The sequence below is a fragment of the Nostoc paludosum FACHB-159 genome, assembly GCF_014698835.1.
Lineage (GTDB): Bacteria > Cyanobacteriota > Cyanobacteriia > Cyanobacteriales > Nostocaceae > Nostoc > Nostoc paludosum.
Genome location: NZ_JACJTU010000062.1, coordinates 1 through 23,121, shown reverse-complemented (window position 1 = coordinate 23,121; position 23,121 = coordinate 1). Strand labels below are relative to the sequence as shown.

Sequence of the window (23,121 nt, the reverse complement as noted above, 5' to 3'; positions counted from 1 at the left end):
GTATTTTACATCTATAACGTACTAGTTGTTCTTAGGCGATCGCGCTTCACGCTGCCTGCATCACCCCACTTTTTAAACTAGACATTTTAGTGAAAACCGTACCCAATCAATTCGTATTGTTACTACCTTTTATTTAGTCAAATTTTAGGTGCGGTAATCCTGAATTTTATAAGTGAGATTAACCGTATTTTCAGTCATTGTATTTCGCCATATTCTAATAATCAAAGCAATAATAAATCCTGAAGTAAGTAAATAAAAAATTACAAATTGGAGAGAGTTATGGTATTAGTACGCTACAACCCCTGGCAAGAATTGAACGCACTGCAACGTCAAATCGACTCCTTATTTGAAGATTTTCAAGCACCCACTTTGGCTAGAGCTATAGCAGCAGAACTACACGAAACCGAAGAAGCCATACACCTGAAGCTGGAACTGCCTGGAATCGAGGCTAAGGATGTAGATATCGAAGTCACCGAGAATGCAGTTAAGGTGGTTGCCGAACGTAAAGAAGAAACTAAAACCGACAATAATGGTAAAACAAGAAGTGAATTTTACTACGGCAAATTCCAACGAGTAATTCCCCTGACTGCTCGCATTCAAAATACCAACGTCAAGGCAGAATATAAAGACGGGATTTTGAATTTGACTCTACCTAAAACCGAGCAAGAAAAAAATAAAGTCGTCAAAATTAACCTTGGGGAAGCTGCGGCCTAGAGTTGATATTAGTAAGCAAGTATTCAACTAATCGTGTGACATGATGTTAAACCTGGTTGAAATTTATCAACCAGGTATTTTATTTTAATAAATACTTGTTAAATTGCCTTAGTTGGAATAAAAAGTGCGATTGTAAGTTCGGCTAATTCGAGGTCAAGATAACGCAATAGCAGAGTAAGTTCATGAGCGAACAATTTGCCAGTCCGATGGATTTGCTGTTTGATGAAGAATCGTTGCTTTTGGGGATCGAAGCTGAGGATGCGGTAGGAGGTAACATCGGTGCTGGTTTAGACTGGGGTTCTGCCATCGGTCAACTAATGCTCAACCCTGGATTGTTTAGTCGCCTAACTACTTTACGGGTTTCGCTTAACCGGGAAGTGCGATCGCTACTCAAAGATTGGAATTTGGGAACTGCGACTTCTGTTGCAACTTCTACAGCACGGGAGCGCCTGCTCCAAAAGTTGAGAATGCCCACCCCTCAAGTACGAGAACGCATCGAGGCTATTTTACAGAGGGATGAACTTTATGGCGAAGAGTTTATTTCCAACCGACAGGTGCTACGCGAACTAATTCTTGTAATGCTGACACAAGAAGATTGGGAAACTATAGCAGCAGTTGCGGCAGATTCATTGAAAGTGCAAATTATGCACCAAGCCTCGGCTCTGGAAAATCTCGGCGAATAAATATCAAGATTGTCCACCAAATCTAGCAATTAATTCCTCCCGTGACAATTGCATGAGTAATGGCGTAAATTCTTGTGGTGGTAAGGCTAATAATAATTCAATAATTGCGCTTAATTCTTTATCTAATGAACCAAAGCGAACTTGTAATAAGTTTTCCACTACAAGACGTTCTCCTTGTTGAATCCCTTCTTGTTTGGCTTGTTCCCGGTCTTGTTGATACAGTGGTTCTAGCCGCATAATTAACTCCCTATCATCATGTAGCTGGAGTTGAATTAACCTTTAATTTCTAGCATAAAAAGCCGGAGATATTATCCCCGATATGGTTTATTATGAATTGACAATGGGATATAACTGATAAATAAAATATCAAGATTGCCTACCAAACCTAGCAATTAATTCCTCCCGTGACAACTGCATGAGTAATGGAGTAAACTCTTGTGGTGGTAAGGCTAATAATGGTTCAATAATTGCTTGAAGATTGTTATCTAATGAACCAAAACGAACTTGTAATAAGTTTTCCACTACAAGGCGTTCTCCTTCCAGTTTGGCTTGTTCCCGGTCTTGCTGGTAAAGTGGTTCTAGCCGCATGATTAACTCCTTATCATCTTCTTCTAAATTTTGATTTACTCTCAAATTCTGGCGCAGGTTGTAAACTAATTCTAGCGTTGCTTTCTGGAATGGATGATTTGGTGGTAGTGCTTTTAACTCATTAATTGCCTGCTCTTGTACCCTTCCTCTACCCAGGATTCTCAGCCATAGTGTTTCTAGGGTTTGTGGTAACTGATGGATGGCTACAATGGCTGTCCGTAAATAGTCTGCCATGAAATGTACTCCAGGCAACCAATCTTCACCTTGAACTGCACGAAATCCTGACAACAGCGTCGTGGATGCTGTTGGGGTGAGAATCCATAATTTGGGAATTTCTAATTCTTGAATGGGGGTTTGATTTTTATTAGCTTCTCGTTGTAATGCACCCCTAACTTCTAATAATTTCAACAGACAATCACAAATTTCTTCTTTAGATGCCACATTGCGAAATGGCTCAAAGATAGCAGGATTAGTCGCAAACTTTCCTAATAAACCTAATGTCGCTAAATTGGTAGTTTGTTGTGCTACTGGAGAAAAGAAAACATCAATTTCTCGCACTTCTCCTGCTACACGACTGGGGGCTTGTACTTCTCCATAAGGTTTTAGTAATTCTTCCAGATAATCCTTGGCAAATTGGTCATGAATAAATCGAGTCATTCAATTTTATTTATTGGGAATTGATTTGAAATAATTAATAATATTTTATCTGTTTTGAAAACCATAATAATTATAAGTTCTTATTATGCTGTAATATCTAATCAGTGTTATTAGTAATTGTCTTGAGATGTGATAATCGTACTCAAGAATTATTTAGAATAGAATTTTGAGGATTTTTGAGAATAAATTATATTGTTTTATATATTCCCATGCAACAGAAAAATACCCAGGTAGCGATCGCCACCAAAATTAAAAAGTGGGTTGAAGCGGCTAAACAACTCCGCACCGAGAATATTATATTTGCGCTACCTATCACCCGATTAACCAGCATCAAAAGCCTTTGTCAGGATGAAGTTGCAGCCGAACAATTTGCTCTCTACCTCGCAAAAGTGGTACGAAGGCAAACAGAAGATGATTCCTGTCCCAGTAATCTCAGTCCCTCTGAATGGGAAATTCACAAAACCATAATTGCCGATGCCATTGCAGAGATGGAACGCTACCTAGAAACTCCCACTGATGAAGGAAAGCAATCTCTACAGAAGTTATTGAGGCAAATTGATGAGTTGCAGGGAGATGATTTCCGCAACGTTCATTGGACTACCGTACATTTTGTCAAGAGTGGTTATCTGCTCAAACTAGATTATGCTATTCGCTGTTTTGTTGAACGGGATTTTCCCTACTATGCTTATAAATTAGCTAGAGAATATACAGAATCTTATGAGCCTCGGTATGGTTCGGGTTTAATTCCTGAATCTGCTCCAAAGCTGCTGGAAATTGCTGAGTTTTGGTGTCATTATTATTTTGGACAAAATTTGGCAGAGAAGTTTCCCAAATTAATGATAATGAATCAAGGCTCAAATTTAATTAAAGAGTGAATTGACGTAAAGATGTCTATCGACAAGAAAGAACTGGTACGCCGTGTGTCCCAACGAGTGTGCAAAGAAACTGGCATTGTGGAAGAAGTCATTGATGCAACGCTTGAAGAAATTTATGAATCCCTCAAACAGGGAGACAGTGTTTCCTTACGTAACTTTGGAACTTTTTACATAAGAGTAGAACGAGAAAGTTGGGTTTTTAAATTCAATCCCTCTCAACGGTTGCGTAAGTTGTTTGGCTGGTCGTCTACTTACAAGGCGTAAGAGTAGTGAGGCTTTTTGACTGGAAGCAACGGCTGCGAAAAGGAATTAAATGAAAGCACTAAGTTGAGTTCTTGAGACACTCAAATCAAACTCTAAGGAAATGTACTTTCAACTCAACTGTTGCTCTAGGGCTTATTAATTATTTTTCAATTCACAATCATCTTTGTATAATTACTACAAAATTTGTATATAAATTGAGTAGAATTTGAACTTGATTTAAGTTATACCATTTATTTGTGAAGATGCGCCTATAGGACTTACCCAAAACTACATAGGTTCTGGGGCAATACCCTTTGCTTCTTTACGAGAGGCTGCGCCCTAAGCGTAGCTATGCCGTAGGCTTTACGCAACGCTAGCGCGAATGGGAAGCCTTCGGCTACATGAATTACCCCTACGTGAATAAAGCGCAGCCTCACATAGAATTGATATTAGGTAATAAATAAAAACATCTAGCTCAATTAGATGCTTGGGTTGATTATTTTCTAGGAGTTGTCGCTATGAAAAATGCCTCCGGCGCATCCTTGCGGACGAACGCAAAACCGAACTACCGCCCCCAAGCATCCGACACCAGCATCGAAGCTGATATCTACCTGTTTGCCCGATTGCGCCAACTATCGCTCAAACAACGGGTAGAAATGTTCGCCACTTTTTTGTAAATGATAATCTCATGAATCAAAATAGCTTTGAATCCGTTAATCCTAATGATATAGATGAACTAAGTCCCTCTATTTTGCTGGAAATACAAGATAATGTTAGACAAGTTATAAGCGATAAATTACCCCAATATTTACAATCTGAAAAGGCATTATCTGCATCAGAAGCGTCAGAGACGACAGAGACGACAGATAATTATGACTTGTTTGAAGCTATTTTTAATGAAGTCTTGTATAGGACGATTTCTTCGATAGTTTCAGGAAAACATAAAATTGATGAAAATAATCTGCAAAATTCCTATAATATAGTAAATAACAATCTTCAAGGCTATAGAGACAGCCACCAAAACTCATTATTTAAATCACAGCCATTTGAGGCTATTCCTACAGCAGCACTTATGCTTTCAAGCATTAACTCTCAAATCAAGAAAGAAGAGTCGTGGCAAAAAAATGAAGAAGGGATAGCAGTTGCACAACACAAAGCTAAAGGCAATCCCCAAAATTATATTGAGCATTATATTAGTACCCCTGGTGATATAACATTACTTCCTTGGAATGAAGCCCAACAGATTATCGATAAATTTGGGTTTACTAGTGCCAAGCTGCATTTAATATTGGCTGCCTATACAATGGTGCAGGAAAAACCTTGGGAGAGTTTATTTACTGTAAAAGGCAGTGATTTGATAGAAAAAATTGGTTGGGATAAGCGAACTGATTTACCCAAATATCAAAAACTTTTAGAAATAGCAAAAACCGCATTTGCATTGGATTGTTTATTAGTTAAAACAGTATGGATAGAAGGGAGAAATAGAAAAGGTGGTATAAATGCTAGTACCCCTGTTGGTCGTATGTGGAACATCACGATTGTGCCATATGGTCAGGTAAATACATCTGGAAAAATAGAAGAGCCTGATGAAGTTCAAATAATTGTTCAACCTGGTACTTGGACTAAATACTTTTTAAACAAAGCGGGAGCCGAATCGCGGGAAGCTTTATATCAGTTTGGTTACCTAGCCCAGAAAGTTTTAGAAATTGACCCCTATCACGAAGAACTCACGCTAAGGTTGGCTATATATTTGACATTGGATAGTCGGGTTCGCCTTGATGGAAACTACAGGGTACAGGAGTTAATAGAAATTGTATTGCCCAAAACAGAAATAGATAAAGCTTCATGCGATCGCTTCAAAGCTTTTAGCCTGAAGCAGCGCTGGGATAATGCTTTAAAGCACTTGCTCAACAAGCTGAACTGGCAAATTGCGTTTGATCCAGAAACATACCCCGAATGGCTAAGACCAGAATACACGCAGAAACAGCCAAAAGGCTACTTTAAAAAACTACTGGATGCCAAGCTTACCATCAAACCTCCACATCCTATTCCTGAACTAATAGCATCCAAAGTTAAGCCAAAAGTACAACAATTACAGCCTAAAGCGAAGGATACAACGCCAGAGGACATTAAATTGACTGGCTGCCAAGTGAGGGAAGCGCGTATTGCTAAAGGGTGGCCACAGACTAAATTAGCTGGTTTTTTGGGTGTATCCCAAAAGTTCATCTCACTAGTTGAAAGAGGCGAACGCCCCCTCAGCCCACAACAAGCCGCCTATGTCCGCATCCTCTTAGATATCAAAATTTAAGTATTAATACTTAAAATGTCTTGACCACCAGCTGACTATCAACTTCAGGCGGCTGGTTTTTGTTCTAGTTTAGTTCTAGGAAAAATTTAGTTCTAGAGAAAAAAGTTGAAAAAATTGGCTTCAAAGCTATGTCCTGTATAGCTTTGAGCTTTAGAACAAAAACTCTAGTATCCCCTAACAAAAACTCTAGTATCCCCTAACAAACTGGCGCTATAACCCTTACTAAATAAGGGTTTTTTTCTTCGGAGAAGATAGATCAGTTTTCAAACACCGTTCTTGCGGATATGGCATGATCTTGCAATAGTACTTATGCGACTGTCTGCCGAGCGGGCTAATCACTTTCCTGAGCGTTTTTTTGCGTACTTGCCAAATGCTTCATATTTGGCAACGTCGGTGGCAGCGTGAGATGCTCACAAACAAAGGACTGCATTTACCAAGGAATTTTGTCTATGGATTTAAAGATTAAATTGCCGGATTTACTCAATCAACTTTTGTCAGGGGAGTGCCGCAACTTCCAAAAAAAAAGTTGGGTAGTCCGCTAGGTGCTTGGTTTCAACAAAGACTCATAGCCTAAGCATGAAAGCTTAAGAATGAAGACCGCGAGATGATTACCAGTCATCTCAGCACACTGGGGAGCTATCCAACTCCTCATAACAAAAACTAAAAAATATTAAATTTGATTTCATTCTAGGCTATAAGCCTCTTGTTGACCAACTAGGCATTAAACCGAGATAGATGTAAAAACCTGCAATTTGGGTCTGAAACCCTTGTGCTACTTTCATTTTGAGAAGAAAGCTAACTTTTTCAAGAACCGCAAACAACGAAAAATCAGGATTTTTTAAGCCCAACAGCAGTTTTTTACATACACAGAGGCTTGATGCCGACTAGCGGCTACCCGATGACCTTTATTGGTGCATCGAGGGAACGCCATTTATGTATCTGCCACAAAACTCAGACGATTTTGCTAAATCAAATCGGACGCATTTTTCCAAAACCAAAATCAAACCCCACCTGCCAAAAGACCCAGTGGGGCAGCGATACGTTCAATATTTCTGGCATCCTTGGAGTGCCATAGTCGCCCCAGTACCCGCCTTCGTTTCCAAACCAGCGTGGCGTACCATCGACTATTACCTCCAGCCATCCCAGTTGTGGAAATTGCATCAAAATAGCCAGCAGCTAGTTGGCATCCGCTTTGGTTCCAATACCCGTTACGCCATAATTGACCTCGACAAGGGGGGCGACTACCATAACCTAGAATCTATCAACCGCATCAAGTCCGCCCTCGAAGACATCGGCATAGTCGATATCATCATCCTCCAGTCCAGTCATAGCGGTGGCTATCACCTGATAATAACCTTTACCACCCTCCAACCCACCTTCAACCTAGCCTGCGCCCTAGAATACGCCCTAAGAGACGCAGGATTTATCCCCCGCAAAGGGCATTTAGAAATCTTCCCCAATGTCAAACCTTGGGCTGAAAATAGCATCATCAACTACAACGCCATCCGCTGCCCCATGCAACCCGGTAGCGGCGCGTTATTGTTAGATGATGACCTGCAACCAATTAGCGATTCAGTTTGTGTCTTTCTGGATTATTGCGATCGCGCCGCAGTCCGTCAAGATTTAACCCGACTCAAACGCGCCATCAAAAAAGCCAGAAAGCGCCACAACCGAGAACTGTATCGCAAAAAAGCATCCGCCAACGTAGAGGAATGGCGTGCCAACTGGGAAGAAATCATCACCACAGGCTGGACAGGCTTTGGACAAACCAACACCCTGCTACAAATCCTTGTAGGCTACGGAATCGTCTTTTTGGATTTAAAGGGCGAAGCATTAGTTAAATACGCCGTAGAAGCCGCTATAAGCGCCCCTGGCTATATCCAATACTGCCGCCACCAGCATGAAATCGAAGCCAGAGTGCGGCATTGGATAGAATGTACAATTCGACACCAGTGGTTTACCCCCTATGCCAGCTACCCAGAACGCCTGTTGGGGACATTTGCCAACACCTTTGCCGAAGCGATATCTGGCAAAGAAGCAAGCTACGCTCTGATAAACGGCATAATCAAACCCAAAGACAACATCATCCCCTTTGATCGTCGCCAAGCTTTAAACCAGCAACGCAGCCTAGAAGCCCAAAAAAGGATTCGGTGGGCAGTAAATGCCTTGGAATGGGGTAGAGGCTTACCAGAGGGCATAACCGACCGTACAAAAGCCATAAGCAACGAATATAAGCAACGTTTTCACAAAACCCTCTCTCAAGATACCTTGCGAAAACATTTACACCTGTGGCATCCCAAATGGTACATAACTGACCCTTGGGCAGAAAATAGCTCAAACCCTTGCCAGATAAACAAAGACGGGCATTTTAACAAAACACATAGCCCTGAAAAAAATCAAAAAGCCCAAAACCCTTACCAGATGGACATCAACGGGCATTTTCACTATATGAAGGTTTTGTGTTTACCTCCTGCTGCTACAGCCCCCCAAGGGCTGGAGTCAGCAGAGGAAGTTGAACAACCCGATGTTTCTCAGTCAGACTCAGCTGTCATCCAGCCTGTGGAAAATATTGAATTCATAAATTCTTCTAATACTTCTGAAATTAATTCAAATAAAACCAGCAATCAATTAGAGAATTCGGTTCATACAAACATTTTACAATCAAATGAATTCAGTTCACATCACGATTTTATATACTCCTGTAGCTCCGGCACGTCATTAAAACCAGATAATCAAAACTTATCTATAATGGAGGATAACGGGCTGGGTGTAGTTTCGATACCTGCTGCGGTTGCACCAGAACCACCACAGGAAATTGCCAACAGTGGGCGGCAGAGAGCATCCGAGGGTAATTCAACACCTGCTAGCGTGACAGCAGAATCATCACTCCAAAGTGCCAATAACGGCTTGCAGAGTGCATCCAAGGGTGATTTGACACCTGCTGCGGTTCCACTAGAACAACCACTCCAAAACCCCAACAACGGCTTGCACGGCGCATCTGTTGGTGAAGAGACTGCTGATGTTTCCTACCGCATCGAGGAACTCAAGAGAGTAACCAAACTCCGGCTAATGGCTATGACCCAAGCTAGGGCTAAAGTCCAGCAATACCGCCTAATCACGGGACGTATTCTCAGCACTCAAGAGCGCGCGAGCCTGGAGATGATTGCCAAAATGCAATTTTACCTCGATTCGGGATGCTCTGTGCTGGTAGCAGAAGCCGAAGCTTGGGCAGCCGTGAATCCTGGTTGTCTGCCGTTTAGCTTGGAGTCAGCGTTTGCGGAACCAGCCGATGAGTGATAGTTGCGTTACAGGAAGGCGGGAGAGCCTCTCCTTCAAGGGGTGGGACGAGTTAAATTAAGGAGAATTTTTAACTGAAAAACTTATTGAATTGGTTCAAAAAACCCTTCCTCAATCATTGATTCGAGACCAAGTTTATCTACTACGGATTCAATTACCCATCCCCTACCTTCATATCTTCCCTGACAGTAGCATTCTTGCTTAATTTCTTCTCGCCGCTCCTGTTGTTTTCTACTCCATTCTTCTGGTTCTAGATTATGTCTTAAAAACTTACTTGTGACTTCAAAACTAATGAAATTAGTGAGTGCGAATAGGCACTCATCCAATGTTCCTTCTTCTAGAAAATCATAATCAGATTCTTTGGCATCGACTAATACCCAAGCTTCCCAATGGTCGCTTAACTCAAATATTCCTTCTCGATAGTAAATTGGCTTATTTTTTTTGGAATTGTTTTGGCGTTTTGAGTTTAGTTGAATGACTTCGGTTAAAGGTCTTTTTCTACCCATAAATAATACCATAATTAGATAAAAATTTTCTTCAGATTACAGATATTGAAATAATCTGTTTAATCCCCTTCATGTTGAAAATTTTCAACTCCTTATCTCAATTAAAAATAGTTCATCATCTGCGATTGTTCTAATATATATTCTTTGAGTCTTTCCCATCCCCATTGTTTAGCTACTCGTAGCGAAAGTCGATTGCGAGTGCTAAATATAATGAAGATTTCGCCCGCATCGTTTTCATTAATATCAACAACCCACTGGTTTCTAAAATCGTATCCCCAATGAAGCGCAGCATCCTGCCACCATTGGTCGCAAGGGTTCTTGAAATTGGAATTATCTAGGTAATAGTCTTGCCAGTTATAGGGTTTCCACTGTTCTTGAAGTGCTTTGATTAAAAATGCATTTGGATGCTCGAATTCTTCCGAGTTGGCTTGCTTCCAATACCAATAGGCGATTGTGGCACGCAGCGCATCTTCCATCCCTACAATCGATTTGAGGATAATTTCTTGTACATCTTCCCGATAGAAATCTATACCAATATGAGCAAGCGCATACTTGTACTGGTTGAAGATTTCATCTTTAGCTTCGAGTTCGTCGTCATCATATAAATATGCAGTATTGAACGACTTAATACGCAGCATTTTGGCTGATGGGCAATGAAATGTAACTCTCTAATTTTAGTGGTAAATGAATCCCAAGCGATGCCTAGATTGCGAAGTACATTAACGATACCTTGCAAAGCGGGGAAATTTCCAACACCAAGTTCTAGAATAAAAGTACAGTCAAGCGAGCTTGTAAAATGCCTTCCCCGTTCCCCGGTATGGACCCATATCTTGAAGGCTACCTGTGGAGTGACGTACACAATGCCCTTGCTAGTAAAATTCGTACCTTCCTCGTCCCACAGCTGCGTCCCAAATATGCCGCACGACTGGAAGTATATGTTGTGGAAGATATTTCCCCTTCAAGTGAAATTGGCATTTTGTACCCAGATGTCGAGGTATTGCAGATAAGACAACGCCGCGACGTAACTCCGACTACCCCCACATCGAATATTGCCACAACCCCCGCACCACTGACGCTTCCAGTTATCCAACCTGTTGAAGTCCGTATTCCCACAGTCGAAATTCGGGATACTGCCAATAACGTACTGGTAAGCTGTATCGAAATCCTCTCCCCCGTAAACAAACGGGAACCCGGTTTAGCCGACTACCGTAAAAAACGCCAGCGTTTATATAATGCCAACGTCCATCTAATTGAAATAGACTTGCTGCGTCGGGGAAATCGACCATTTAACCACCCCCGTCTTCCAGATGTTCCCTACTTAATCACCTTAACGCGAGCAGGGTCTGGAGTAATTGATCTGTGGCCTGTGACGTTACAAGATACTCTCCCGACGATACCCGTTCCCCTCCGCGAAGGCGACCCCGATGCTGTACTGGAGTTGCAAGCCGTGCTGAATGCTATTTATGACGAAGCTGGGTATGATTTATCGATAGACTACACCCAACCTCCACCCCCACCACCATTGAGTGATGCGGATATTGAGTGGATGTATAAACGGCTGGGTAAATCTTCTTTGTAGCAGGTGTGGAGTTGCTTCAATATTTAAGATGCAGTTTGTAATTCAGCATTAATACTTGCTGTTTGCCGTATTGCCTCTAAACGTTTGAGGTAAAATTCATCCATTTTGGCAATAAATTTACCATCAATAATTTCAACACCCAAGGCATCAGAAACTGCTAAAAAATCCAAGAATGTTGCATTTTGATAGTCTTTATCTTCAAATAATTTAATTTGTTCTTCCGTGTGTCCGCATAACGCTGCCAGTTCTTTTGGCGTGATTTTAAAAGCAATTCTGGCTTTAATTAATAAATTGGATATTTTATTCATGCACTCCACTTGTAGAGTGATAGGTTCGTTGGGATTATGGGCAGCTAACATTTCATACTCAACAATTTCATCCACAAGTTTCTGCCGCAACGCATCGTTAGAATCTTGAATTAACTGCCAGCCATCCGGGTCTTTTAATCGCTTTTCTTCATTCGCCCTTAATTTCCGGTTGGCTTCAGCAAACTTTTCTGCCCATTCCTGGGAATATGCCAGTTGTTTATCATCTTTAATCATGGCTCCCACTCCAATAAATTAATAGCTACAATACCCTTACGATTTTGTTTTCTATCGCGCTGAAAAAACTCTATTGATATTGTAGACTCATCCACGGGTTGGTCGGATGGATAAATTTCCCCTTTATATTTAGCTTTCTGTGCTGCACTGTCATAATATTTTAATATTAGTGGTGCATTTTGTCTGAGGTAATCTATATTTACATCGTCTCTGTCCCAGCAACAATCAAAATCTCCTGGGTCTATTTTATTTGTCACAAAACTGCCATTGATGTAAATTGTACGGCATTCTGCTGCTTTTAGTTGTTTCATTAACTCTTCTAAACCTGAAATCATTTTGGCTCTTTTAGGTGTGTACCCAAACCTCTCTTTAAACTCCTGCCACTCGCCAAAATGTACCCCTGGTGGTAGATTACCGTTTTCATCAAACTCAGGAATCATTCTTAATAAATCACACCAATTTTACTGATTTTAAAAGCATACCAATGAAGTAAATAGATAATACATAACTCACAGATTATAGCGGATTTATATGGTGATTTTTGGCTCTATTGGTTAAATTAAAAAATTAGCATTTAGGATTGTTTCAATATATATTCCAGGTCTAGAAAACTCCTATTTGATTTTGGAAAAACCAAGGTGACTGTAAGCTTGCCATACAAAGGTTGATTTCTCAGTATACTTAGCAAGATTCAAGTAGGATTCCTATATCTCTGGTAAAGAGACTTCCTGATGTTTATTTTTCAATTGTTGAATTACAGGTATGAGTTTTTGTAACTGTGTTACATCTTCATCACCCAGTTGTGGTGGTTCTATGGGTTGCCATTCTTCTGAGTTATAGAAAGCTTTCATCACCTGAATACCATCACTGTTACGTATCAGGGTTAGTTGGTTATTTTCAATTGTCGCCGAGTATCTATTACCTTTAAATGCTGTACTATTAAGTACTAAGAGATATTCCGCAACGATGGGGGCAATTTCTCGCATCCGAGCAATTTGTTCTGCGATATCGGGCTGTTGCTCAGTTGGTTTCTCTTGTGATAGTGCGGATGGTTCTGCTGCAACGCCAAGAAGAATTCCGTTATCGTCTCTAACAGTTATAAGTGCTGGTACTTCTTTAAATTCTTGGTTTTGCGTCGTTTCAACTGTTGTAGGGGATGAGGGTGGCGATATTACCACAGTTTGTTTTTTAGCGAACGGTTCATTTGCTATTGTTGGAACTTCTTCAAGTGCTGGCTCCAAGTTTGCTGTCGAATTATATTGTGTACTTAATACTTCAATAGTTGCTGTTTTTTCTGATGCTCCATCGGATGAAGAATCTTGTTTAAAATTCCACTCAATCCAATTTTCCAGATAATTAATCCGCTTATCGTCAATTGTTCGCCCGCGTTTGTAACTTTCAATTAGCGACTCAATTGGATATCGATATTCTTCTTGATAGCTAACTTTTAAATGTTCCCGGATGCCAACATGAGTATATAATTTACCCAAATCACCACCTTTAAACGGCTGTCCATCCAAGCAGTAGCTTATCCCCTTGAGCTTATCAGTACGGGTAAACTTGCAATCAACTTGGATATTTTCTTTTAACAATCGGGCTACAAATACTGGCATTGCAGGATTATCTACTGCGGCTTGTTCAATCTGCTTTTGTAACTGTTCAACTATATTTTGGGTTCCAAATTCTTCTGCTTGTTGTACGTGTTTAGGGTAAGCCTTTTTCTTATCGACTTCCCAACTGGACGGTTGAATAATTAAATCGTAATTTTTTTCTATTTGACGCAAGATTTTTTCTGTACGGTAATAATCTAAATAATCGTCATTGCATTCGCCATCGTAGGATACCCGGTTAATTACCATATGTGCGTGGGGTCGAACTTGCCCGTCAAATTCGGCATCGTTATGCTGTACCAAAATAAATTGGTTGTTCGACAGTTTCAACCCCTCTCGTAAATCTTCCGCTATTTGGCATAATTCCCAATCATCCAGTGTTCTATCACCGGGGGCCGGACTAAACGATAGGTGCAGTACGGGTTTTTTAACTCGTTGATTTTTATTGGCAAAGGAGCGAAACTCCCAAGCAAGTTGGGCGGGTGTTTCTCCAGCCATATTTGTATTGATCAGCCGCGCCGAAGTTTTGCCGAGGACGTAGGCTACACAACCGTAAAAGCCATTTCCCTTGGTGATATTGCCAATCACTTCTTCTCCAGGGGGAAAGCAACTACTTGGTCGGGTTGTTCCGGTTGTTCGGGTTGGTTAGCCACAGGTGCAGATTGTTCTGAGGAGGATGGTAGTTCAGGGTTTTCCGGCATTCTCAGTAATATCTGCTTTATTTCTAGCAGTAATGGTTTGAGAACTTCAATTTCAGGGCGAGGGTCAACTGCGATCGCCTCTCCCATTTTTACAGCTCGGTTGATGGCATAGGCAATTTGGTTGATGTTATTGCCAATTCGACCCAGTTCTACGTATGTCGCTTCGTTGATGGCGGGTACTGGGGGAGCAATGTAGATGCGATAAGCGGAGCTTAAAGCCTTCGGCTTATCGCGCTCAACACAGTAGCGGATAAATTTGGAGAGATTTTTCCCCATACCAGCAGCTTCGGCTTTGGCTTCCCAATCTTCTTTTTCTGATTCAGTTAGTCTGAGGCTGACAAGTGAAGTGCGTTTCGGTTTGGCTTTTGACTTGCGTCCAGCTTGAAAAACTTTTTTGGCTGTAGTGGTCTTACTATTCATCTATATAAATGAGGTTTTTCAAAGAAGTCTTTGAATCTACGGTAAATTGATAAACTTCTCAGCAATTCATAATCATAACGCTTAATATTGATAAGCAGCCCCACTGCTAGAAGCCAGAGGCATCCATTGCGAGCCGGTTCGGTAATAAAATCCACTGTTTTATTATCGAGTTTTGGGGGTTTCCAAAGGGGGTGAGACCCACTTTGGCGAGCTTGGCGGCGCGAAAAACTAGGATTTATATGAAGAAATGTAATACGCCGCCATTGCTCGCTACTACAAGGCGGCGACGGAATACGAAAAGTATAGCAAACACGGGAAGTCTTGTACAGTGGGGGTTTGAGCGCGAGGGCTGGAATTAGAGGCAGGTGTTCGCTTCCTCCCATTCTTCCCCTACTTTCCCCCAGTTCTCACCCAGTTATCACCAAAAATATGGACAATTATTTTGCTGGAGAAAATAATAATTTTTATTTGTAGAGATAATTGTCCACTTTTAAGGGGAATGAGTGGGAATTTTACCCCATTTACTCCCTACTTACTCCCCTTTTTTGTCCCTCTGAGTAAAATAGTAATAATAGTCACTTATTTATACTGAGAAAAGTTTTTAGATGAAATCCACGCTCTGTTGTAGAACTTCGCAAAGGTAGTGATACATGAGCCCTCGCTTACTAGTTAATTTCGCCGAGGCTCGTAATCCCGGTAATCGTCGTAATTTTGGTTATATCGGTGGGGTCTGCTATCCCTAGAACAGATCCGCCGGGTTTGCTCTGCTGCTACCCATCCGGTTTCATAGTTTGGGCCCAATTTGTTATCCGGTGTATAAATTTCCAGCCAATTGCCTTGCTGTCCGATAACATCTAATACTGTGCCGTTAGGAAGCATGGTATTAATGTTGTTAAAGCGAACTTTGGGTGATGATCTCACATCGACATAGCCATCCCAGTCCTTGGCAATCGTTCGACAAAATCTAGCTTGCGCCATTGGGGAATAACTGGCTAGAAGAGAAATGGCGATCGCGGTTATGGTCAAAATGTCTTTCCAGCTTTGGGAATGGCGCGTACCACTTTATTACCTAATGTTGCTTTGACCTATCCCCTAGCAGTGGGTTATCAACCAGGCAAAGCCGGACTGGAAACTGTGCGCCCTAATCCTGATAACGTCGCTGAATACCCCGCAGGGTTTGTCTTTTCATCGGTGGAAGACCTCAGCCGCTTAATATTATTTCTCCTAGAAGATGGCAAACTCAATGGCAAAACAATCTTGAGTGCAAGTTCTATGCAAGCAATGAAAACGCCTGTGTTAAATCTTGCCTCATTGAATGTGGGCTATGGCTTAGGGTTAATTGTCGAGCCGAAGGATAATAACATCAAAAATATTGGGCATGACGGCTCAATTAATGGTTATAGTGCTGCACTACAGACCATCCCATCTGAGAAATTTGGTATTGTAATTTTGGCAAATAAAACAGGATTTAACTCTGCCCCAATTGTGGAAGCTGCTACACAATCTTTGCTGCAACTGCCAAAACCGAATCCTACACTTCCAATAAAGTTAGATGATACCGCACTCAAAGCCTATACCGGAAACTATGCTGTTTCTGGAATTACAGGGAAGCTAGGTACTCTGGCAATTGTTCTAGAACAAGGTAAGCTCAAGACTAAATTTGCAGGACAACCCGATCTCGAATTGCGATCGCTCCGCTCAGACACATTTGGGGTATTTTTAGGGAACACACAGATAGGAAATGCTGCTTTCCTGCGGGATAAAACAGGCAAGATTACTTTTTTGAGCTATGGGTTACGGGCATATCCACGTTTAAACGATAGGTAAGGTAAACCAGAAAGTTGCACCTTTACCTGGACTACTATGAACTCCAATTTGTCCACCATGTGCAGTGATAATTTGACGACAGAGATATAAGCCTAAACCAATACCAGTAGAACGAGAGCGATGGGCTACGCCCCCCCGGAGGCGATCGCCTCTAGAATAGCGTTCAAATATTTCTGAGCATTGTTCCTCGTTCATACCCACACCATTATCCTGCACTAGACAACGGATCATTTCTCCTTCTTTGCTTGTTTGCAAAGTAATTTGTAACCCTGGAAGGTTATGATTTAGTGCATTACTGATTAAGTTTTCAAATACACGCCTTAATTGCAAAGAATCTGCATTCACAAGAGGCAAATCATCCAAGAATAAATTATGAATAGTTGCACGATTTTTTACAAAAAATGATTCTAAATCTTCAGTAATAGATTTCACTAATTCACTGATTTTTACAGGTTCACAATGTAAGGAAATTCCTTGACTCTCACTAATATGTGTTTCCAATAATGAGTTAATCAGATGCAGTTGGCGTTCCCCACTCTCAATCATTCTATCTAAAATATTCCGAGGTAAAGAGATATTTTCTACAGGTGATTGTTGCCAGTGTTTTAATAACATCAAAGTCCCTGTAATGGGTGTGCGTAAATCATGAGAGACAGCGTGTAAAAACTCATCTTGGCGTTGATATAAATCTTGTATTTCTACCATTCTTTGCTGCAATTGAGCAGTTCTTTCTTGTACTTTGCGTTCTAAACCGAGATTGAGCGATTGGATTTGTTGAAAGAGTTGAGCTTTTTGAATAGCAATTGCTACTTGTGTTGCTAATTGTTGCAGTAAGTCAATTTCTACCTGCTGCCAATGACGCACTCTCGAACATTGATGAACAACCAATGTACCAAAAAACTTTTCCCCCACCATAATTGGTACTGCTAAACAAGCTTTTACCTGATATTTAGCGAAATAGTAAGCACGCTTGGGAGAAAGTTGGATTTGGCTGATATCGTCAATTTTTTGTAAATCTCCTTGAGAGAATAAACTTTTTATTTCTTGAATATAATCATTATTTTTTAAAAATAACTCTGAAATTGGTTGGCAATTTATAGCTACAGATTCAGCGAAAATCTTACTTTGTAAAATATCATTCAAGTTGCTAATAAATACTCTGTCGGCTTGAAGAAATTGACGAACTTCTGTTACTGTAGTGTTGATAATCTCCTCTAAATTCAAACTTTGTAAAACTCTCAGCGCAATTTCTGAAATTAATCTCTCTCTTTGGGCGGCTGCACGTAATTGAATTTCGCCTTGTCTGCGTTCAGTAATATCAATTCCAAACCCAAAGAAGAAGTTAAGCTCCCCATTTTCTTTAAAAACTGCTCTGCCATGCCAGTCTATAAGTAATTTATTACCACTTTTAGTTAATACATAGTTTTCTTGGTTGGGTAATAATTCTTGTACATTTGCTGACTGGAAAACTTGCGCCAGCATTTCTTGTTGCTCTGTCGGGACAAAATTAGCAAGATAATTAGTACCTACAACTTCCTCAAGAGTATAATCCAGGGCATTCAGCATTGCTTGGTTCATCATCCTCACTGTACCATCTGGATTGATAGCCACAAAAAAAGCTGGAGAAGTTTGCACGATTGTAGTATTAAAATCTCTTTGCTGACATAACTCTATTTCAGCAATTTTACGTTTGGTAATATCGCGGATAAATCCTTGCATACCCACAACATTACCATCAATTATTAAAGGTGTTTCTACAACTTCAGTGAATAAGGAATACCCATCTTTATGGCGTGAAATTACTATAAATGGTTTATTGCGTTCCCCTGTTAGTAAAGCTTTATCAGTTAATCCAATAGCTTCTGCTTTAGCAGCATCATCTATCAAAAAATATTCACATTCTTTCCCAACTAATTCTTCTGGTGTATATCCTAATACTGTCTGAACTGAGGGAGAAATATATTCAAATATATGATTATTGTCATGAATATAAAAAAATACTTGTTCACTACCTTCAACCATCATCCGGAATCGTTCTTCACTATGTTGAAGAGCGATTTCTGCTTTTCTACTTTCTGTTATATCTTGACCAGTAGCAATAACATAACTAAGTTTTCCGCTCTCATCTACAAGAGCATTTATTGTCCAAGCAATTAATCGCTGTTTTCTATCTTTAGTTAATAAATATCTTTCGGATGTTTTGGTAAGTTCTTCAGGATTTATCTGATTAAATTCTAATTTAGCTAACTCTATTTCTTTTGGAAGTGAAAATATATCCCAGAACAATTTATTTTCTACTTCGGCAAATGAATATTGAGTTATTTCCTCGCAAGCACTATTAAAACAGACAATTCGCCCTTGTTTATCAAGGACTATAACTAAAGCAGCAATCGTATCAAGAATTGCGGCAACAAAATCACGTTCTTGACTGAAATTTTTGATGATTTGTTGTAACTGCACAGTTATTTGGTAGCTGAATTAATCGGTATATTGGTTTACATAATATCAGGAGAAATATGGTTGAAGTAGAAAGAAAAACAAAAATATAATTTATCTATGGGGTTTCTCCTCTGCTCCCCATCATCTCTGCATCTTCATTGATTGAGTGAAGCGAACGCTCACATTTAGTGGCAATACCTTTGTATAAATAACCACCTATTTTTGGTAGTTTGGGCGCATAGAACTGCTCAACAGTCAATTTTTCAAACTGGTCTAAAACTAGCTGTTTGATATCACGGTTGATATTGCAACCGTCACCAATGACTTTATTCAGGGAGTTCAAGCGGTTCTGCCAAACTTGAATATTTGGCTCATCACTCAATCCATGCTCCAAAAAAAAGAATCTTCCGAATCATCAATCCGGCTTGGTCATATAAAGCCTGATATTGTCCTATAATTTTGACTTCAACTGTAAAGTCACCTGTTACTTACTGATAGTAAAAGTTGCCATTATCACGCATGAAATGATAGTGAGTCTTTTGCCAAAAATCAGTTTTTCCTCCTGCATTAACAGAAATAATTTCTGCCTGTTCATTCCAGGTACTAGGTTCGTTATACCACTTCATTTGATTCATAAATTTGAACTGCCAATAACAACAAAATAGAAACTTATGTTAGTGCTAAATAATTTTAATTTGCCTTAAAATGGAAATATTACTGGGTTTTCTGGCGGTTGAGGAAACTGGATAGACGAGCCAAGATTATTATGAATATAAACTCGTAGTTTACGGGTCGGACAACGCCAATCATCTCCACTGATATTTTGACAACCAGCTCTTTGCATGACATCGTAAGGTACACCAGGGGCAGAATAACGCCAACGTCCTTCTGGTGTTGGCCCAGACCTTGCCCGTAATTCTAGATATTGTGGCTGATGATTGTGAACATAAACTCGCAGTTTACGAGTCGGACAACGCCAATCATCTCCACTGATATTTTGACAGCCAGCTCTTTGCATAACATCGTAAGGTACACCAGGGGCGGAATAACGCCAGCGTCCTTCTGGTGTTGGCCCAGACCTTGCCCGTAGTTCTAAGTATGTGCTTCCGTTTTTATAGTTATCCCAATTACTATTTCGCTGACCACTACAAGCGATCGCTGCATTAGTTTCAGAGATACCATCGTCTATGAGTGCTTGTATACATTCTCGAACTGATTCTCCAGCCATTGCAGGCTGTGATAATTGCATTGATCCTCCAGTTGTTCCAGCTACAGCTAAAACAAGTACAGATAAATAAGTATAATTTTTGCGGTTTAGTTGCATAATTTTTCTCCTAATTGTCGATAGGGCTTTTGGTACTGGTTTAATCAAGTTGGAGATCGCCAGTATGATTACCCCTCTTCTGTCACTTTTACTGGAGAATAATCTAGGATGCTTACAGCATAAGACTTTTGCCAAAAAAGCTTGATTCCAGCCATTCTATTAGAAAATAAACGCTCAAATGCCCGTTATCTCTACAGTTTAAAATTTGGCTTTGATTTTTCTTTTCTCAGAGTGACAGAACAGGGTTACACCTGCAAACATAGGTACATAACTGAAAAGCAGTGAGTCTATAACGGATTGTTTTTGTCACAGCTTGAGGAACAAAACATTGCTTACCAAAAAGTTTTACGTTCCAGACAATAATTTGCTTTAACCTGACGCAAATGCTCAATAATTTGATTTTGTTCAACCAAAACCTCACCATCGTGAAAAGAGTTTTCTTCTGTTTTCATAGCAGTATTCCGCTTCAGCGAAGAGAAGTCTAGTCTGAATTTAGGATGAGCAAGTAAAGTATCCATCTGCTCTCAATGCCTCTATGAATGTCATGGTCAAATCATAAAGTCAAGCATCTCATTAAAACTTCCCGCAATTGTCTCACTCGATTAACTCACCCGATTGGATGAATCTGCGGAGTGAAATTAACTATTAGCCAATTTGGGTAGAGTGGATAAAGTTTGAAGATTCTATATTTTAGATACATTCGCCCTGGCTCTTATCCCGGAACAGCAGGAACCTCTCGGAGCAAGTCGGGTTCGTTATGTACAAATGTAATTTGCAATGTTCCTACTAGCTCTTTGTCTTTGAGCGCCGAGTCATTAGCAGATTCATGAGCAGACATGAGTTGGGACAAGCTCTCTTGGCTCAAATGCAACCCTGTCTGTTGGAGAAATATAGCCAATTTTTCCACGTTGGCGCTTGGTACTTCAAAGTTGATGCAGATTAAGATATTCGAGTATAAGTGAAAATCAGTAATCCAAGCTCCTGCTTTGTTAATCGCCTCACTTACACGAGCAGTCATTCCAATCCTTTCTGCTTTTGTAAACCCATCTAGACGTAGAAACTTTTGCTCAAACATAAGTTACCTTACAAGTGAATCAGGTTTAATTCTGTTCAAGAAACTACCATCTGGCTCAAGTCAGCAGGGGTAAGGTGAGAGTGCAACACTTCCCCATCACGAAACCAGACGATGCGTTGGGTTTGGCGGGCAACTTCAGGCTCATGAGTTACCATTACTACTGTGATACCAGTAGCATTGAGTTCGCCGAAGATATTTAATACTTCTTGAGTTGTATGCGAATCAAGGGCACCCGTTGGTTCATCTGCTAACAGTAATACAGGACGGTTAACAATAGCACGAGCGATCGCTACTCGTTGCTGTTGTCCGCCAGATAATTGAGTGGGTTTGTTATTCAAACGTTTTTCCAAACCTACCCGCTTCAAGGCTTCGGTGGCTCTTTGGTGTCTTTCATTAGCTTTGACACCAGCATATACCATCGGCAACATGACATTTTCTAGTGCCGTTAATTGGCGTAAAAGGTGAAATTGTTGGAAGACAAAGCCAATTTTTTGGTTCCGAATATGTGCTAATTGAGCATTATCTATCTGTGCCACATCGATGTTATCTAAGTAATAATTCCCTAATGTGGGACGATCTAAACAGCCAATAATATTCATAGCTGTAGATTTACCAGAACCAGATGGCCCCATAATCGAGCAATATTCACCCTGATAAATAGTTAAATTGACATTGTTTTGGGCTTTTACTTCTGTTTCGCCACTGCCATAAACTTTAAAGATATTTTCTAAGCGAATTATCTCTTGTGGTTCAATATTGAATTGAGTATTTTGGATTTGAAATTGAGTATCCATTCTACTTTCTGCCTTCTGCCTACTTAAGCACTTCTTAAAGCCACAATCGGATCGAGTTTGGCAGCACGACGAGCTGGCACAACGCCAAAGAATAAACCTATACTACCGGAAACGCCCACTGTCATGGCAATTGCCACATGAGAAATTCCCGCTTCTAATGGTGTCAAAGCACCTAAGAGCAAAATTCCACCACCACTAATAGCTGTACCAATTAACCCACCTGCGGCGGAGAGAATGATTGCCTCAATTATGAACTGGAGAAGAATATCTTGTTCTGTTGCACCGATCGCTTTTCGTAATCCAATTTCTTGGGTGCGTTCAGTTACGGAGACAAGCATGATATTCATAATACCAATACCGCCCACAATTAAAGAGATAGCAGCGATCGCTGCCAACATAATTGTTAATCCACTAGTGATTTGACTAACTGTTTGTAAAATCTCTTTCTGAGAGTTGATAGTAAAATCATCTTCACCAGTGATTTTGTGCCGTAAGCGTAGTAAATTAATAATTTGAAACTGGGCAGCATCTACACTCTGGGCGTTGCGAGCTGAAACAGCCATGTAATCGACAGACATACCATAGGGAGAATTTCTCCCGATAATGCGGTTGGCTGCGGTAGTTACTGGTATCAAAGCCGCCTCATCATAGTTGGTTCCGATACTAGAGCCTTTGCCTTTGAATACGCCAATGACTTGAAAACTACTATTTTTAATTCGCAATTGTTCGCCGATGGGGTTGAGATTACCAAATAATCGTTGTGCTAAATCTTCACCCAGAACAGTGACTTGGTTTTGACGCTTGATATCTATGTCTGTAAAAAATCGCCCTTGGGTGAACGAAAAAAGCTGTGGGGGAGTAGTTAGCGGATGTGGTACGCTAACATAACTCTTGATGCCATGCAACCAAACTACCCATGAACAACCTCCAATCAATTCT

Annotated in this window: 24 protein-coding genes and 1 pseudogene; 9 read left to right on the top strand and 16 right to left on the bottom strand. The window is 40.5% G+C overall.

What is annotated here, in order from left to right; translation table 11 throughout:
- Positions 1-279: 279 nt before the first annotated feature.
- Together H6H03_RS34075 and H6H03_RS34070 are read left to right on the top strand one after the other, a co-directional pair.
- Entirely contained in the window at positions 280-714 is a 435-nt protein-coding gene (locus H6H03_RS34075; protein ID WP_190959440.1) for an Hsp20/alpha crystallin family protein, read from the top strand.
- 182 nt (positions 715-896) lie between these two features.
- Complete coding sequence (locus tag H6H03_RS34070; protein ID WP_190959439.1) at positions 897-1,397, top strand: hypothetical protein; 501 nt, start codon at positions 897-899, stop codon at positions 1,395-1,397.
- A gap of 3 nt (positions 1,398-1,400) precedes the next feature.
- Here H6H03_RS34070 and H6H03_RS34065 read toward each other — a convergent pair whose 3' ends face one another.
- Together H6H03_RS34065 and H6H03_RS34060 are read right to left on the bottom strand one after the other, a co-directional pair.
- Positions 1,401-1,634, bottom strand: a complete 234-nt coding sequence (locus H6H03_RS34065; RefSeq protein WP_390842915.1) for a hypothetical protein — start codon at positions 1,632-1,634, stop codon at positions 1,401-1,403.
- A 129-nt stretch (positions 1,635-1,763) separates the two neighbouring features.
- Positions 1,764-2,642 carry a hypothetical protein gene (locus H6H03_RS34060; protein WP_190959438.1) on the bottom strand — a complete coding sequence of 293 codons (879 nt, stop codon included), beginning with the start codon at positions 2,640-2,642 and terminating at the stop codon, positions 1,764-1,766.
- Positions 2,643-2,818: 176 nt separating this feature from the next.
- Here H6H03_RS34060 and H6H03_RS34055 point away from each other — a divergent pair, with 176 nt between their 5' ends.
- From H6H03_RS34055 to H6H03_RS34035, 5 genes are all read left to right on the top strand, one after another.
- Complete coding sequence (locus tag H6H03_RS34055; protein ID WP_242058115.1) at positions 2,819-3,517, top strand: hypothetical protein; 699 nt, start codon at positions 2,819-2,821, stop codon at positions 3,515-3,517.
- Between the two features lie 12 nt (positions 3,518-3,529).
- Entirely contained in the window at positions 3,530-3,781 is a 252-nt protein-coding gene (locus tag H6H03_RS34050; protein ID WP_190959437.1) for an HU family DNA-binding protein, read from the top strand.
- Positions 3,782-4,278: 497 nt separating this feature from the next.
- Positions 4,279-4,437: a hypothetical protein gene (locus H6H03_RS34045; protein ID WP_190959451.1), complete on the top strand. Its 159-nt coding sequence runs from the start codon at positions 4,279-4,281 to the stop codon at positions 4,435-4,437.
- A gap of 11 nt (positions 4,438-4,448) precedes the next feature.
- On the top strand, positions 4,449-6,068 hold the full coding sequence (locus H6H03_RS34040) for a helix-turn-helix domain-containing protein (protein ID WP_190959436.1): 1,620 nt from the start codon (positions 4,449-4,451) through the stop codon (positions 6,066-6,068).
- Between the two features lie 933 nt (positions 6,069-7,001).
- The gene (locus H6H03_RS34035) at positions 7,002-9,365 is read left to right on the top strand and encodes a hypothetical protein (RefSeq protein WP_190959435.1); all 2,364 of its coding nucleotides are present in this window, start codon (positions 7,002-7,004) and stop codon (positions 9,363-9,365) included.
- Between the two features lie 83 nt (positions 9,366-9,448).
- On the opposite strand, the gene H6H03_RS34030 is transcribed toward H6H03_RS34035, so the two are convergent.
- Together H6H03_RS34030 and H6H03_RS34025 are read right to left on the bottom strand one after the other, a co-directional pair.
- A complete protein-coding gene (locus H6H03_RS34030) occupies positions 9,449-9,871 on the bottom strand; it encodes a hypothetical protein (RefSeq protein WP_190959434.1) in 423 nt (140 codons plus the stop codon).
- Between the two features lie 101 nt (positions 9,872-9,972).
- Positions 9,973-10,509: a hypothetical protein gene (locus H6H03_RS34025; RefSeq protein ID WP_190959433.1), complete on the bottom strand. Its 537-nt coding sequence runs from the start codon at positions 10,507-10,509 to the stop codon at positions 9,973-9,975.
- Positions 10,510-10,667: 158 nt separating this feature from the next.
- On the opposite strand from H6H03_RS34025, the gene H6H03_RS34020 reads away from it, so the two are divergent.
- Positions 10,668-11,450 (top strand): DUF4058 family protein, encoded by a 783-nt coding sequence (locus H6H03_RS34020; RefSeq protein WP_190959432.1) that lies wholly within the window; start codon positions 10,668-10,670, stop codon positions 11,448-11,450.
- A gap of 23 nt (positions 11,451-11,473) precedes the next feature.
- Here H6H03_RS34020 and H6H03_RS34015 read toward each other — a convergent pair whose 3' ends face one another.
- From H6H03_RS34015 to H6H03_RS33995, 5 genes are all read right to left on the bottom strand, one after another.
- A complete protein-coding gene (locus H6H03_RS34015; RefSeq protein WP_190959431.1) occupies positions 11,474-11,992 on the bottom strand; it encodes a hypothetical protein in 519 nt (172 codons plus the stop codon).
- Positions 11,989-12,432: a DUF6932 family protein gene (locus H6H03_RS34010; protein WP_015136541.1), complete on the bottom strand. Its 444-nt coding sequence runs from the start codon at positions 12,430-12,432 to the stop codon at positions 11,989-11,991. Before H6H03_RS34010 ends, H6H03_RS34015 begins: the two co-directional genes overlap by 4 nt.
- A gap of 264 nt (positions 12,433-12,696) precedes the next feature.
- Positions 12,697-14,190, bottom strand: coding sequence for a relaxase/mobilization nuclease domain-containing protein (locus H6H03_RS34005; protein ID WP_190959430.1), 1,494 nt, complete (start codon positions 14,188-14,190; stop codon positions 12,697-12,699).
- Positions 14,187-14,723 (bottom strand): plasmid mobilization protein, encoded by a 537-nt coding sequence (locus tag H6H03_RS34000; protein ID WP_190959429.1) that lies wholly within the window; start codon positions 14,721-14,723, stop codon positions 14,187-14,189. The genes H6H03_RS34005 and H6H03_RS34000 overlap by 4 nt, the downstream gene beginning before the upstream one ends.
- A 669-nt stretch (positions 14,724-15,392) precedes the next feature.
- Entirely contained in the window at positions 15,393-15,749 is a 357-nt protein-coding gene (locus H6H03_RS33995) for an SH3 domain-containing protein (RefSeq protein WP_190959428.1), read from the bottom strand.
- Between the two features lie 21 nt (positions 15,750-15,770).
- Between H6H03_RS33995 and H6H03_RS33990 the strand changes: the two genes are divergently transcribed.
- Positions 15,771-16,550 carry a serine hydrolase gene (locus tag H6H03_RS33990; protein ID WP_190959427.1) on the top strand — a complete coding sequence of 260 codons (780 nt, stop codon included), beginning with the start codon at positions 15,771-15,773 and terminating at the stop codon, positions 16,548-16,550.
- Here the strand turns inward: H6H03_RS33990 and H6H03_RS41885 are convergent.
- The 7 genes and pseudogenes from H6H03_RS41885 to H6H03_RS33955 all read right to left on the bottom strand — a co-directional run.
- Positions 16,536-19,010, bottom strand: a complete 2,475-nt coding sequence (locus tag H6H03_RS41885; protein WP_190959426.1) for a sensor histidine kinase — start codon at positions 19,008-19,010, stop codon at positions 16,536-16,538. The genes H6H03_RS33990 and H6H03_RS41885 overlap by 15 nt on opposite strands.
- Before the next feature lie 163 nt (positions 19,011-19,173).
- Positions 19,174-19,398 (bottom strand): annotated as a pseudogene (locus tag H6H03_RS33980) (SAM-dependent methyltransferase); the annotation flags it as partial.
- A gap of 79 nt (positions 19,399-19,477) precedes the next feature.
- Positions 19,478-19,624: a DUF1349 domain-containing protein gene (locus H6H03_RS40795; protein WP_242058116.1), complete on the bottom strand. Its 147-nt coding sequence runs from the start codon at positions 19,622-19,624 to the stop codon at positions 19,478-19,480.
- Between the two features lie 65 nt (positions 19,625-19,689).
- Positions 19,690-20,313, bottom strand: coding sequence for a hypothetical protein (locus tag H6H03_RS33970; RefSeq protein WP_190959424.1), 624 nt, complete (start codon positions 20,311-20,313; stop codon positions 19,690-19,692).
- A gap of 712 nt (positions 20,314-21,025) precedes the next feature.
- Positions 21,026-21,388 carry a hypothetical protein gene (locus H6H03_RS33965; RefSeq protein WP_190959423.1) on the bottom strand — a complete coding sequence of 121 codons (363 nt, stop codon included), beginning with the start codon at positions 21,386-21,388 and terminating at the stop codon, positions 21,026-21,028.
- Positions 21,389-21,423: 35 nt separating this feature from the next.
- Positions 21,424-22,182 carry an ABC transporter ATP-binding protein gene (locus H6H03_RS33960; RefSeq protein WP_199339185.1) on the bottom strand — a complete coding sequence of 253 codons (759 nt, stop codon included), beginning with the start codon at positions 22,180-22,182 and terminating at the stop codon, positions 21,424-21,426.
- A gap of 23 nt (positions 22,183-22,205) precedes the next feature.
- Positions 22,206-23,121 (bottom strand): ABC transporter permease (locus H6H03_RS33955; protein WP_190959422.1); only part of this gene is annotated, 916 nt, incomplete at its 5' end.